Annotated in this window: 9 protein-coding genes; 3 read left to right on the forward strand and 6 right to left on the reverse strand. The window is 72.2% G+C overall.

Going from position 1 to position 12,550, the window contains the following annotated elements; translation table 11 throughout:
• Positions 1 to 130: 130 nt before the first annotated feature.
• Complete coding sequence (locus tag ACH4C6_RS04400) at positions 131 to 2,182, reverse strand: protein kinase (protein ID WP_398107001.1); 2,052 nt, start codon at positions 2,180 to 2,182, stop codon at positions 131 to 133.
• Between the two features lie 172 nt (positions 2,183 to 2,354).
• Between ACH4C6_RS04400 and ACH4C6_RS04405 the strand changes: the two genes are divergently transcribed.
• Positions 2,355 to 3,398 (forward strand): serine hydrolase domain-containing protein, encoded by a 1,044-nt coding sequence (locus ACH4C6_RS04405; protein ID WP_398107002.1) that lies wholly within the window; start codon positions 2,355 to 2,357, stop codon positions 3,396 to 3,398.
• An 85-nt stretch (positions 3,399 to 3,483) separates the two neighbouring features.
• Here the strand turns inward: ACH4C6_RS04405 and ACH4C6_RS04410 are convergent, their stop codons facing one another.
• Entirely contained in the window at positions 3,484 to 5,190 is a 1,707-nt protein-coding gene (locus ACH4C6_RS04410) for a glycerol-3-phosphate dehydrogenase/oxidase (RefSeq protein ID WP_398107003.1), read from the reverse strand.
• 274 nt (positions 5,191 to 5,464) lie between these two features.
• Here ACH4C6_RS04410 and ACH4C6_RS04415 point away from each other — a divergent pair, with 274 nt between their 5' ends.
• Positions 5,465 to 6,673, forward strand: a complete 1,209-nt coding sequence (locus ACH4C6_RS04415) for a nucleotide sugar dehydrogenase (protein ID WP_398107004.1) — start codon at positions 5,465 to 5,467, stop codon at positions 6,671 to 6,673.
• A 540-nt stretch (positions 6,674 to 7,213) separates the two neighbouring features.
• Here the strand turns inward: ACH4C6_RS04415 and ACH4C6_RS04420 are convergent.
• The 4 genes from ACH4C6_RS04420 to ACH4C6_RS04435 form a co-directional block, all read right to left on the reverse strand.
• A complete protein-coding gene (locus ACH4C6_RS04420; protein WP_398107005.1) occupies positions 7,214 to 8,338 on the reverse strand; it encodes a GuaB3 family IMP dehydrogenase-related protein in 1,125 nt (374 codons plus the stop codon).
• A 105-nt stretch (positions 8,339 to 8,443) separates the two neighbouring features.
• Positions 8,444 to 9,949, reverse strand: coding sequence for an IMP dehydrogenase (guaB, locus tag ACH4C6_RS04425; RefSeq protein WP_398107006.1), 1,506 nt, complete (start codon positions 9,947 to 9,949; stop codon positions 8,444 to 8,446).
• A 152-nt stretch (positions 9,950 to 10,101) separates the two neighbouring features.
• Positions 10,102 to 10,689: a sigma-70 family RNA polymerase sigma factor gene (locus tag ACH4C6_RS04430; protein WP_033311556.1), complete on the reverse strand. Its 588-nt coding sequence runs from the start codon at positions 10,687 to 10,689 to the stop codon at positions 10,102 to 10,104.
• A 508-nt stretch (positions 10,690 to 11,197) separates the two neighbouring features.
• Complete coding sequence (locus tag ACH4C6_RS04435; RefSeq protein ID WP_003948568.1) at positions 11,198 to 11,809, reverse strand: response regulator transcription factor; 612 nt, start codon at positions 11,807 to 11,809, stop codon at positions 11,198 to 11,200.
• A 380-nt stretch (positions 11,810 to 12,189) separates the two neighbouring features.
• On the opposite strand from ACH4C6_RS04435, the gene ACH4C6_RS04440 reads away from it, so the two are divergent.
• Positions 12,190 to 12,519, forward strand: a complete 330-nt coding sequence (locus tag ACH4C6_RS04440) for a WhiB family transcriptional regulator (RefSeq protein WP_004927066.1) — start codon at positions 12,190 to 12,192, stop codon at positions 12,517 to 12,519.
• Positions 12,520 to 12,550: the final 31 nt, after the last annotated feature.

Raw genomic sequence — 12,550 nt, forward strand, 5'->3', positions numbered from 1 at the left:
GCCTCACGGTCCGTTCCGGCTGCGCACGGTCCGCAAACATTCACGATACGTGCCACGGGCAACCCGCAGCGTGGGGATGCCAGATCTGCCTCCCCGAACCGCGCCTCCCCGAACCGCGGGCGGCCCATGCTCAGGACTTGGGTTCGAAGCTCGTGGTCAGCGTCCGCCAGGTGTCCTTGCGCAGCTTGCCGTCCCAGTCGGCCGCCTTCGCCGTGTACATCAGTGCGTACCCCTGCCGGTCGTCGACGACGAAACCCCGGTCGATCGTCCGGTACTTCGTACCGCCCTCCGCGTAGGTGAACTCCCAGTCGGCCGTCTTCCAGCCGCGGTAGTCCACCTCCTCTATGCGGATCTTGTCGTACTGGGCGCGCCGCATGTAGCGCTCCTGGTTGCGCCAGTCCGCGACCGGGTCGCCCTTGGGCGTGGACGTCCAGGCGATGAGCAGCTTCTGCCCGTCGGGGCCGGTGAACCGGTCTCCGGCGGCACCCGTCGTGGTGTACTTCCAGCCCTTCGGCAGGCCGATGGAGTACCCCTGGTTGCCCTGGTGCTCGGAGACCGCCGTGCTGCCCTTGTCCGCGGAGCCGCCCGAACCGGAGCCCTTGCCGGAGCCCTTGCCGGAGGAGTCGTCGGAGGTGTCACCGGACGAGTCGCCGGAGGCGGGTGCCGAGGAAGCGGGCCCGGTCTGCTCTCCGTCCGTGCCGGTGCCGCCCTTGTCGTCGCCCTTGGTGTCGCCGCTGCCCGGCGCGCTGGCGGCGGGCTTGCCTCCGCGGTCGCCCGAGGCGCCGTCGGAGCCCTTGTCGTCGCCGCCGAGGACGATGGCGACGACGGCCGCGACCACGGCCAGCGCCACGACCACCGCGATGATCACCAGGGTGCGCCGCGGCACCACGTCGGTGAGCGACGCCCGGGGCGGCGCGGGCCGTGCCGGCAGGTCCGGCGGCGGCATCACGGGCCAGCCGGAACTCCGGCCGCCGGACGCCGGCTTCGCGCCCTTGTCACCGGCCCCGGCCTCGGCCCCCGTGCCGGACTTCGCCGCCGGGGACGCGCCGGAACCCGTGGCACCGGTACGGGCCGCTCCGGTACCGCTGTCCGACGCCGAGGAGGAGACGGCCGTCTCCCCGGACCCGGCGGTGGCGGCGGCGGCCGGTCCCGCAGCGGCCTTGCGCACGGACCGCAGCGCCCCGCGCAGCCGCTCCCCGGCCTCCTCGCCCCGCTTGCTCCCCGCTCCGGCCGCGCTCGCCTTGCGCGAGGAGCGGTCGGGCTGCGCGGGCAGCGGCACGACCTTCGTCGCGTCCAACGGCTCGGCCCCCGTCTTGCCGGGCGCGCGCAGGACGGAGTTGAGCATCGCCCGCGCGCCCGCGTCGTCGAGCCGCTGGGCCGGGTCCTTGGTGAGCAGCCCGTGGATGACGTCCCTGAGCGGGCCGGCGTTCTTCGGCTCCTCCAGCGGCTCGGTCATCACAGCCGTGAGGGTCGCTATGGCCGACCCCTTGTCGTACGGCGGGGCGCCCTCGACCGCCGCGTACAGCAGCCCGCCGAGCGACCACAGGTCGGCCGCCGGGCCGGGCTTGTGCCCGCGGGCCCGCTCCGGGGAGATGTAGGAGGGCGCGCCGACGAGCATGCCGGTCGAGGTGATGGACGGGTCGCCCTCGACCTGCGCGATGCCGAAGTCGGTGAGCACGACCCGGCCGTCCTCGGAGATCAGCACGTTCGACGGCTTCACGTCGCGGTGCAGGATGCCCTCGCGGTGCGCCGAGCGCAGCACGTCCAGGACGGCGAGCCCGACCTCCGCGGCACGCCTGGGGTCGAGGAGGCCGTCCTCCCGGATGACCTCGGCGAGCGACTTGCCCTCGACGAGTTCCATGACGATCCAGGGCCGGTCGTCCTCCTGGACGACGTCGTAGACCGTGACGGCGCTGGTGTTCCGGATCCGCGCGATCGCCTTGGCCTCGCGCAGCGTGCGGGTGATCAGCCGCCGCTTCTCCTCCTCGTCGATGCTCGTCGGGAAGCGCAGTTCCTTGACGGCGACCGTCCGGCCGAGGGTTTCGTCCTCGGCCCGCCACACGGTGCCCATGCCGCCGCGGCCGAGCACCTTGCCCAGCCGGTAGCGCCCCGCGAGGAGACGCTCCCTGTTGTCCTGACGAGTGTCCTGACGAGATGTGCCCGCCCGCTCCGCCTCCGACATGCGTCCCCTCATACAACCCGCCCTGACAGAGCCTCCATTGTCCCTCACCCGACAAGTGCCCCGTCCCCAGGGGCTCAGTGCTCCGGGCTCGGGTCCCCGCCGGGCGCGAACCCGGGTGCGGCACCCGGCGCGCCACCTTGCATGATGGGCCACCGACCAGTGAGGAGTCCGAATGCCGCCGATCCGGACCTGGCCTGCGCTGCCGGTGGCCGCAGCCCTCCTCGCGCTGCTTCCGGCCGACTCCTCCGCCCTTCCGGCGGCGCCCACGGACTCCGTCCTGCCGCTGCTCGTGACCCGGGGCGGAGCACCGGCCGCCGCCCTGCTGGCCCAGGAGGGCGGCACCACCCGCTTTGCCCGGGCGGGGACCGGGATCGACCGCTCCGACCACTTCCGTGCCGGCAGCGTCACCAAGACGTTCGTCGCCACGGTCGTCCTGCAACTGGCCGCCGAGCACCGGCTGTCGCTGTCCGACACCGTGGAGCGGCACCTGCCCGGACTGGTGCGGGGAGCGGGCAACGACGGCCGCGCGCTGACCCTGCGCTCCCTGCTCACCCACACCAGCGGCCTGTACGACTTCACCGCGGACACCCGCGGGACGGTCCCCGTCACGCCCCGTCAGGCCGTACGCATCGCACTCACCCACCCTCCGGCCGCACGCGGCCGCTTCTCGTACTCCAACACCAACTACGTCCTGCTCGGCCTGGTCGTCGAGCAGGTCACCGGCCGCTCGTACGCCGCCGAGACCGAACGCCGCATCCTCACCCCGCTGCGCCTGACCGGCACCTCCTTCCCCGGATCCCGCTCCCGCCTGCCGGCCCCGCACGGCCGCGCCTACGCGGCCGACGGGGCCGACGTCACCCGACTCGATCCGCGGGTGGCCGGAGCCGCGGGTGAGATCGTGACGACGCTCGCCGACCTGGACCGCTTCTACGCGGCCCTGCTGGGCGGCCGGCTGCTGCCCCCGCGCCTGCTGCGCGAGATGCTCGACACCCGTGCCGCACATGGCGCGTACGGCATGGGCCTGTTCCCCGAGAGACTGCCCTGCGGTCTCACGGTGTGGGGGCACAACGGGCGCATATCCGGCAGCTACGTGCGCACCGCAGTCACCGTCGACGGCCGGCGTGTCCTCACCTTCCGCGTGAACACCGACGCGTTGACCGATCCCGGCCTCGAACCCGCGATGCTCGCGGCCGAGTTCTGCCCCCGCACCTCGTAGAACGACCCGCTCCCGAACGGAGATCCCGCTCCCCGACACTCGTTCGGGTGATGCGCGGCGGGCCCGGGGCCGGCCGCCGGGGGTGTCACAGCGGCACGATGTCCGGTGCTCCGAGCCGGGCCGCGTCCGCCGTGAGGTCGTCGGGCTGGCGCTGCGACTCCCGCTCGGCCTCCACCCGCTTCTCGTAGTGCTGCACCTCGCGCTCGATCTGGTCCTTGTCCCAGCCGAGGACCGGGGCCATCAGCTCGGCGGCGGCCCGGGCGCTGCGCGTCCCCCGGTCGAAGGTCTCGATCGAGATGCGGGTCCGCCGCGTCAGCACGTCGTCCAGGTGCCGTGCGCCCTCGTGCGAGGCCGCGTAGACGATCTCGGCGCGCAGGTAGTCGTCCGCCGCCGGCAGGGGCTCGCCCAGGGACGGGTCCTCGGCGATGAGGTCGAGGAGCTCCTCGGTCAGCGCCCCGTACCGGTTCAGCAGGTGCTCCACGCGCACCACGTGCAGTCCGGTCCGGGCGGCGATCCGTGCCCGGGCGTTCCACAGGGCGCGGTAGCCCTCGGCTCCCAGCAGGGGCACCTCCTCCGTGACGCACTCGGCGACGCGCAGGTCGAGTCCGTGCACCGCCTCGTCCACCGCGTCCTTGGCCATGACCCGGTAGGTGGTGTACTTGCCGCCCGCCACGACGACCAGCCCCGGCACCGGGTGCGCCACGGTGTGCTCGCGCGACAGCTTGCTGGTGGCGTCCGACTCGCCCGCGAGCAGCGGCCGCAGTCCCGCGTACACGCCCTGGACGTCGTCCCGGGTGAGCGGCACCGCGAGCACCGAGTTCACGTGCTCCAGCAGGTAGTCGATGTCGGCGCTGGAGGCGGCCGGGTGGGCCTTGTCGAGGTCCCACTCGGTGTCCGTGGTGCCGACGATCCAGTGCCGGCCCCAGGGGATGACGAACAGCACCGACTTCTCGGTGCGCAGGATCAGCCCGGTCGTGGAGTGGATGCGGTCGCGCGGCACGACCAGGTGGATGCCCTTGGACGCGCGGACGTGGAACTGCCCCCGTTCGCCGACCATGGCCTGGGTGTCGTCGGTCCACACGCCGGTGGCGTTGACGACCTGCTTGGCGCGGATCTCGTACTCGCCGCCGCCCTCGACATCCTGCACCCTGGCGCCGACGACCCGCTCGCCCTCGCGCAGGAAGCCCGTCACCCGGGCGCGGTTGGCCGCCTTGGCGCCGTACGCCACCGCCGTGCGCACCAGGGTCGCCACGTAGCGGGCGTCGTCCATCTGGGCGTCGTAGTACTGCAATGCCCCGACCAGCGCGTCCTTCTTCAAGCAGGGCGCCACCCGCAGGGCGTGAGAGCGCGTCAGGTGACGGTGCATCGGCAGGCCGCGCCCGTGCCCGCGGGCCATCGACATGGCGTCGTACATCGCGACGCCCGACCCGGCGTACAGCCGCTCCCAGCCCTTGTGCTGGAGCGGGTACAGGAACGGGACGGGCTTCACCAGGTGCGGGGCGAGCCGCTCCAGCAGCAGGCCGCGCTCCTTCAGCGCCTCCCTGACCAGAGCGAAGTCGAGCATCTCCAGGTAGCGCAGGCCGCCGTGGATCAGCTTGCTGGACCGGCTGGAGGTGCCCGACGCCCAGTCGCGGGCCTCGACCAGGCCCGTGGACAGGCCTCTGGTGACCGCGTCGAGCGCGGTGCCCGCACCGACCACGCCTGCGCCGACGACCAGCACGTCCAGCTCACGCTCGGCCATAGATGCGAGGGACTCGGCGCGCTGCGCCGGTCCGAGTGTCGCTGTCCTCACCGCTGCCTCCCGCGTTCTTCGGTCGCACCGGCCGCACCCGTCGGGCACAACCCCGTCCGTTCCCCCATGCCCAAATTCTGACCGGGTTGCCCGACTTCAGCCACCACGGATCCTCAGCCTGTGGACAACGTCCGCGGAACACTCACCGAAACTCGGCCGACCAATCCCACATAACGGTCATATTTACTCCTAGTCTGACATTGCGCTCGCCCGTCCTGTCCACAGGGCTTGCGCCCCTGTCCCACTTCGGCTATCGGGAAGGACGGCCACCGCCATGCCCGCAGATCTCGCCGTGATCGGACCCGGCCCGTACGGCCTGCCCCTGGCTCAGGCCGCCGTCGCCGCCGGCATCCCCACCATCGGCTACCGGACGGGCCCCGACGCCGGCTCGCTCAGCCCCGCGGAACTGCGCCGGCTGCTCTCGGGAGGCTTCCGGCCCATCACCGACCCGGCGGAGCTCGGCCGGGTGCGCACCGCGGTCCTGTGCGTGCCGACCCCGCCCGGAACGGACGGCGGGTTCGACCTCGGCCGGCTGGAGGCCGCCGCCCGCACCCTGGCCGCGCACCTGCGCCCGCACACCACGGTGATCCTGGAGTCCCCCGTGCACCCCGGGACGACGGAGGACTTCCTGCGGCCGCTGCTCGAGGAGGGCTCCGGGCTGCGCGCGGGACGGGACTTCCACCTGGCCTACTCCCCCAGCCGGATCGACCCCGGCAACCGCGACGTCACCCCCGCCACCACCCCCCGGGTCATCGGCGGCCTCACCCCGGCCTGCACCGAGTCGGCCGCGGCCTTCTACGGACGGCTGACCGACAAGGTGGTACGCGCGCGTGGCACCCGCGAGGCGGAGACCGTGCACCTGCTGGAGTCCAACTACCGGCACGTGAACATCGCCCTCGTCAACGAGATGGCCGTCCTCTGCCACGACCTGGGCGTCGACCTGTGGGACGTCGTCCGCTGCGCGGAGACCAAACCGTTCGGCTTCCAGGCCTTCCGCCCGGGCCCCGGCGTCGGCGGGCACTCCGTCCCGCAGGACCTGACCGCCCTCGGCGGCCGCGGCCTGCGCATGGTGGAACTGGCCCGGCAGGTCAACGACCGCATGCCCGGCTACGTCGTCCAGCGCGCCGCCGCGCTTCTCAACGAGCACGGCAAGTCGGCCCGGGGCGCCCGCGTGCTCCTCCTCGGCGTCACCTACAAGCCCGACCTCGCCGACCTCGAGGGCACCCCGGCCCGGGAGATCGCCCAGCGCCTGCGCGAACTCGGCGCGGCGGTCAGCTACCACGACCCGTACGTCCCCGCCTGGAGCGTCCAGGACCACCCGGTCCCGCGCGCGGACTCGCTCTACGAGGCGGCAGCGGACGCGGACCTGACCATCCTGCTCCAGCAGCACCGCACCTACGACCTCCAGGGCCTGTCGGTGAAGGCGCAGCTGCTCCTCGACACGCGGGGCGCGGCCCCGACGGGGGCGGCGCACCGGTTGTGAAGAGGGGCGCGTGGGGTGCGACAGCCGCAGGACTGCCGGCATGCGGCACCCGGCCCGGGTACCTTGTGAAAACAGACGGAGCCCACCGCAGCGGCCACTGCGGCAGGCTCCTGGATGGATCACGGAGCGTCCGCCCCTAGTTCTTGTGGGGGCGGCCGCTCACCATCCGAAGAGCCGCAAGATCCACCGCCTCCGGCACTGCACCGTCCGAAGACGGAGTCGGTCCCAGCGGCTGGGCTTGCGGTGGCGACCCCTAGGCGCCCCCTTCCACGACGCCGCCCAATGGCCCGGTGAACGGCTCGTCGGTGTCGGGCCGGGCCCCGAGGGCGGGGTCCGGACCATGTCCTTGGAAGGGGCCCCCAGAAGAACCGGGGCGCCGATCACGGACACGATCGGCGCGCCACCCCCCGCACGGCCCCGAACGGCCCGAAGGCAACCGTGCGCCCCCCAGCGACGACCAGCGCCCCGGCCGAGCCGCCCGGGCATGCGGAAGGGCCCGGCCACTCCCCGAGTGACCAGGCCCTTCTCCAGCCGAGTGCGTTACCGCCGGTGCTGCGAGTCCGCCACCGTGACCTCGACGCGCTGGAACTCCTTCAGCTCGCTGTAGCCGGTCGTGGCCATCGCGCGTCGCAGGGCGCCGAAGAGGTTCATCGAGCCGTCGGGCGTGTGGGACGGGCCCGTGAGGATCTCCTCCAGGGTGCCGACGGTGCCGAGGGCGACCTTCTTGCCGCGCGGCAGCTCCTCGTTCACCGCCTCCATGCCCCAGTGGTGGCCCTTGCCCGGCGCGTCGGTGGCCCGGGCCAGCGGGGAGCCCATCATGACCGAGTCCGCGCCGCAGGCGATCGCCTTGGGCAGGTCGCCGGACCAGCCGACACCGCCGTCGGCGATCACGTGCACGTACCGGCCGCCCGACTCGTCCATGTAGTCGCGGCGGGCCGCGGCCACGTCGGCGACCGCCGTCGCCATGGGGACCTGGATGCCGAGCACGTTGCGCGTGGTGTGCGCGGCGCCGCCGCCGAAGCCGACCAGCACGCCGGCCGCGCCGGTGCGCATCAGGTGCAGGGCCGCCGTGTAGGTGGCGCAGCCGCCGACGATCACCGGGACGTCGAGCTCGTAGATGAACTGCTTCAGGTTCAGCGGCTCGTGCGCGCCGGAGACGTGCTCGGCGGAGACCGTCGTACCGCGGATGACGAAGATGTCCACACCCGCGTCCACGACCGCCTTGGAGAACTGGGCGGTGCGCTGCGGGGAGAGCGCGGCGGCGGTGACGACGCCGGAGTCGCGCACCTCCTTGATGCGCTGCCCGATCAGCTCCTCCTTGATGGGGGCCGCGTAGATCTCCTGCAGGCGCCGGGTCGCGGTCTCCGCGTCCAGGCCGGTGATCTCGTCGAGCAGCGGCTGCGGGTCCTCGTAGCGCGTCCACAGGCCCTCGAGGTTCAGCACGCCGAGGCCGCCGAGCTCGCCGATGCGGATCGCGGTGGCCGGGGAGACGACCGAGTCCATGGGGGCGGCCAGGAAGGGGAGCTCGAAGCGGTAGGCGTCGATCTGCCAGGCGATCGAGACCTCCTTCGGGTCCCGCGTACGGCGGCTGGGGACGACGGCGATGTCGTCGAAGGCGTACGCCCGGCGGCCGCGCTTGCCGCGCCCGATCTCGATCTCAGTCACGTCTGTGGCCTTTCCCTGATGCGTTGCAGCGTCTTCCAGTATCGCCGACGGGCACGACGAGGGCGGCCCCGGATGCCCCGGAGCCGCCCTCGGAAGGCCGGGCCGCTACTTGCTGCGGCTGTAGTTCGGCGCCTCGACGGTCATCTGGATGTCGTGCGGGTGGCTCTCCTTGAGACCCGCCGACGTGATGCGGACGAAGCGGCCCTTGGACTCCATCTCCTCGATGGTGGCGGCGCCCACGTAGCCCATGGTCTGGCGCAGACCGCCGACGAGCTGGTGCAGCACGTTGGCCAGCGGGCCGCGGTAGGGCACCTGGCCCTCGATGCCCTCGGGCACGAGCTTGTCGTCGGAGGCGACCTCGGCCTGGAAGTAGCGGTCCTTCGAGTACGACCTGCCCTGGCCGCGGGACTGCATCGCGCCGAGCGAGCCCATGCCGCGATAGGACTTGAACTGCTTGCCGTTGATGAACTGCAGCTCGCCCGGGGACTCCTCACAGCCGGCCAGGAGGCTGCCCAGCATGACCGTGTCGGCACCGGCGGCGAGCGCCTTGCCGATGTCGCCCGAGTACTGCAGGCCGCCGTCGCCGATCAGCGGCACACCGGCCGCACGCGCGGCGAGGGACGCCTCGTAGATGGCGGTGACCTGCGGGACACCGATGCCGGCGACCACGCGGGTGGTGCAGATGGAACCGGGGCCGACGCCGACCTTGATGCCGTCGACACCGGCGTCGATCAGCGCCTGGGCGCCGTCGCGCGTGGCGACGTTGCCGCCGATCACGTCGACGCCGACGCTCGACTTGATCTTCGACATCCAGCTGAGGGCGTTGCTGTTGTGGCCGTGCGAGGTGTCGACGACCAGGAAGTCCACACCGGCCGCGGCGAGCGCCTGGGCGCGCTCCAGGGCCTCGGGGCTGGCGCCCACGGCGGCGCCGACGATCAGCCGGCCCTCGGCGTCCTTGGCCGCGTTCGGGTACTGCTCGGCCTTGACGAAGTCCTTGACCGTGATGAGGCCCTTGAGGACACCCGCGTCGTCGACCAGCGGCAGCTTCTCGATCTTGTGCCGGCGCAGCAGCTCCATGGCGTCCGGGCCGGAGATGCCGACCTTGCCGGTCACCAGGGGCATCGGCGTCATGACCTCGCGCACCTGGCGGGAGCGGTCGGACTCGAAGGCCATGTCGCGGTTGGTGACGATGCCGAGCAGCCTGCCGTTGCCGTCGGTGACGGGGACGCCGCTGATGCGGAACTTGGCGCACAGGGCGTCGGCCTCGCCGAGCGTGGCGTCCGGGTGCACCGTGATCGGGTCGGTGACCATGCCCGACTCGGACCGCTTCACCAGGTCGACCTGGTTGACCTGGTCCTCGATGGACAGGTTGCGGTGCAGGACGCCGACGCCGCCCTGGCGGGCCATCGCGATCGCCATGCGCGACTCGGTGACCTTGTCCATGGCGGCGGACAGCAGCGGGATGTTGACCCGGACGTTGCGGGAGATGCGGGACGAGGTGTCGACCGCGTTGGGGAGCACTTCCGATGCACCCGGCAGCAGCAGCACGTCGTCGTAGGTCAGCCCGAGTGTCGCGAATTTACCGGGCACTCCGTCGACGTTGGCAGTCATGACACCTTCCCCAAATGGCCTTGATCGGTGCGGATGTCCATGCTAACGGGCAGCGGGGCTGTCTCATTCCACGGTTCCACCCTGCTCCGGGCTTCGTATGTTCGTACGGAAGCGGTGCGCCGCCGGTTCAACCCGGCGGCAGTTCGGCGGGACTACTGCTCGGCCAGCGCCCGCAGGCGGCTCAGCGCCCGGTGCTGCGCCACCCGCACGGCGCCGGGTGACATTCCCAACATCTGCCCGGTCTCCTCCGCCGTGAGGCCCACCGCGATGCGCAGCAGCAGCAGCTCGCGCTGGTTCTCCGGCAGGTTGGCCAGCAGTTTCTTGGCCCACTCGGCGTCGCTGCTGAGCAGGGCGCGCTCCTCCGGCCCCAGGGAGTCGTCCGGGCGCTCGGGCATCTCGTCGGACGGGACGGCCGTCGAACCGGGGTGCCGCATCGCCGCGCGCTGCAGGTCGGCGACCTTGTGGGCGGCGATGGCGAAGACGAAGGCCTCGAAGGGCCGCCCGGTGTCCCGGTAGCGGGGCAGGGCGAGGAGCACCGCCACGCAGACCTCCTGGGCGAGGTCCTCGACGAAGTGCCGGGCGTCTCCGGGCAGACGCGACAGCCGGGTGCGGCAGTAGCGCAGAGCCAGGGGGTGGACGTGGGCGAGCAGGTCGTGCGTGGCCTGCTCGTCACCGTCGACGGCGCGGTGGACGAGCGCGCCGATCGCCCCTTGGGCATGGGCCGCCTCGTCGTCACGCATCGGTCCATGGTGCCCTGCGGCCGAAGGGTCCGCGGCACCGCGCCCGTTGTTGTGCACCGAAGCGTTATGAGCAGGTGCGCCGGAACTCATCCCCTGCGCCCTCCCCTTCCGCTCGACCGACTCGTCCCCGAGGAACTCCACACCCTCAAGGATGCGGCATCCGCGGCGAAACAAGCAGCGGGCTCCCGGCCGATGCCCGGCCCACCCCTGCCGACCTGGCGTTCCCAGCCCGCAGCGCGACCGCGGCGACCTGTGCGGTCACCGGCGGGGCCTGCCGTTCGGATCATCCGGGGGAGGTGGGTCGTCGGCGGCCGGCTGCCGGGCACACGGCCCGGACCGGGCCGGGGTCCGGAGTCCCGTCCGGCGTCGGCGGCCGGCTCCTGCCTGCGCGGGTGCGGCCCGCGCGGGGGCCGCCACGTGCCCCCGCTCTCCGGCCGGCGCCGGGAACCCGTCACCGGCGCGGCCGCGATGCCGTCGGTTCTCTGCGGCCGGATCCGAACGACAGGCCCTAGCGCACCAGACCCCACCGGAAGCCGAGCGCGACGGCGTGGGCCCGGTCGGAGGCGCCGAGCTTCTTGAACAGGCGCCGGGCGTGGGTCTTGACCGTGTCCTCGGAGAGGAACAGCTCGCGTCCGATCTCCGCGTTGGAGCGGCCGTGGCTCATACCCTCGAGGACCTGGATCTCACGGGCCGTGAGCGTGGGCGCGGCGCCCATCTCGGCCGAGCGCAGCCGGCGCGGGGCCAGCCGCCAGGTCGGGTCGGCCAGGGCCTGCGTCACCGTCGCGCGCAGCTCGGCGCGGGAGGCGTCCTTGTGCAGATAGCCGCGGGCCCCGGCGGCGACCGCGAGGGCCACACCGTCCAGGTCCTCGGCGACGGTGAGCATGATGATCCGCGCTCCGGGATCGGCGGACAGCAGCCGCCGCACCGTCTCGACGCCGCCCAGTCCGGGCATGCGCACGTCCATCAGAATCAGGTCCGAGCGGTCGGCCCCCCAGCGGCGGAGGACTTCCTCGCCGTTGGCCGCCGTCGTCACGCGCTCTACGCCGGGCACGGTCGCGACCGCACGGCGGAGCGCCTCTCGGGCAAGCGGGGAGTCGTCGCAGACGAGAACGGAAGTCATGGCCGCCCTCCGCAGCTGATGCGCGTCACCTTGAGCCTCCAGGCTGGTACGAAATCGTCACCTGTGCGGTCGACCGTCTCGGACACCCGCCCGAGCCCTTGTTCCTTCAACCGCCTCGCACTCTCAACGACGGTCACTCGAAAGAGTTACGGGGGCGGTCGCCATCTTCGGCACTCTACGTGAGGGGGCGGACACGGTGGAGACATGCGCAGCAGACCCGCGAACTTTCATCACAACCTATGCCCCATTCAGACCCATTTCTTCCGCTTTGCCAGTGTCTGGAGCTAGATTCGCAATGAGTCATATTTTCATCTCCTTAGATCGTAGTTGTACGGTCGTAGACACCGGATCCGCCCAAGACGGCTACAAGGGGTCACGCAATGGCAGATTTCTCCCGCCTTCCCGGACCGAACGCGGACCTGTGGGACTGGCAGCTGCTGGCTGCTTGTCGCGGGGTGGACAGCTCGCTCTTCTTCCATCCGGAGGGCGAACGCGGTGCGGCTCGGAGCGCTCGCGAGAACTCGGCCAAAGAGGTCTGCATGAGGTGCCCGGTACGCGCGGAGTGCGCCGCTCACGCCTTGGCGGTGCGAGAGCCGTACGGCGTGTGGGGCGGCCTGACCGAGGACGAGCGCGAGGAACTCATGGGGCGGGCGCGCAACCGGCTGGTGTCGGCGTCGGCATCGGGCGGGCACACCGCCTCGAACAACTGAAGGAACGTTTCTCTAATCGGCACGCGCACGC

Origin of the sequence: Streptomyces sp. NPDC017943, from assembly GCF_044328425.1 — a bacterium.
In the GTDB taxonomy this organism is placed as follows: domain Bacteria; phylum Actinomycetota; class Actinomycetes; order Streptomycetales; family Streptomycetaceae; genus Streptomyces; species Streptomyces djakartensis_A.

Bases quoted from the DNA above. Each gene is read 5' to 3' on its own strand.
- ACH4C6_RS04435 (WP_003948568.1), bottom strand. From the start codon at position 11,809: ATGACTTCCGTTCTCGTCTGCGACGACTCCCCGCTTGCCCGAGAGGCG.
- ACH4C6_RS04440 (WP_004927066.1), top strand. From the start codon at position 12,190: ATGGCAGATTTCTCCCGCCTTCCCGGACCGAACGCGGACCTGTGGGAC.
- ACH4C6_RS04405 (WP_398107002.1), top strand. From the start codon at position 2,355: ATGCCGCCGATCCGGACCTGGCCTGCGCTGCCGGTGGCCGCAGCCCTC.
- ACH4C6_RS04430 (WP_033311556.1), bottom strand. From the start codon at position 10,689: ATGCGTGACGACGAGGCGGCCCATGCCCAAGGGGCGATCGGCGCGCTC.
- ACH4C6_RS04415 (WP_398107004.1), top strand. From the start codon at position 5,465: ATGCCCGCAGATCTCGCCGTGATCGGACCCGGCCCGTACGGCCTGCCC.
- guaB (WP_398107006.1), bottom strand. From the start codon at position 9,949: ATGACTGCCAACGTCGACGGAGTGCCCGGTAAATTCGCGACACTCGGG.
- ACH4C6_RS04400 (WP_398107001.1), bottom strand. From the start codon at position 2,182: ATGTCGGAGGCGGAGCGGGCGGGCACATCTCGTCAGGACACTCGTCAG.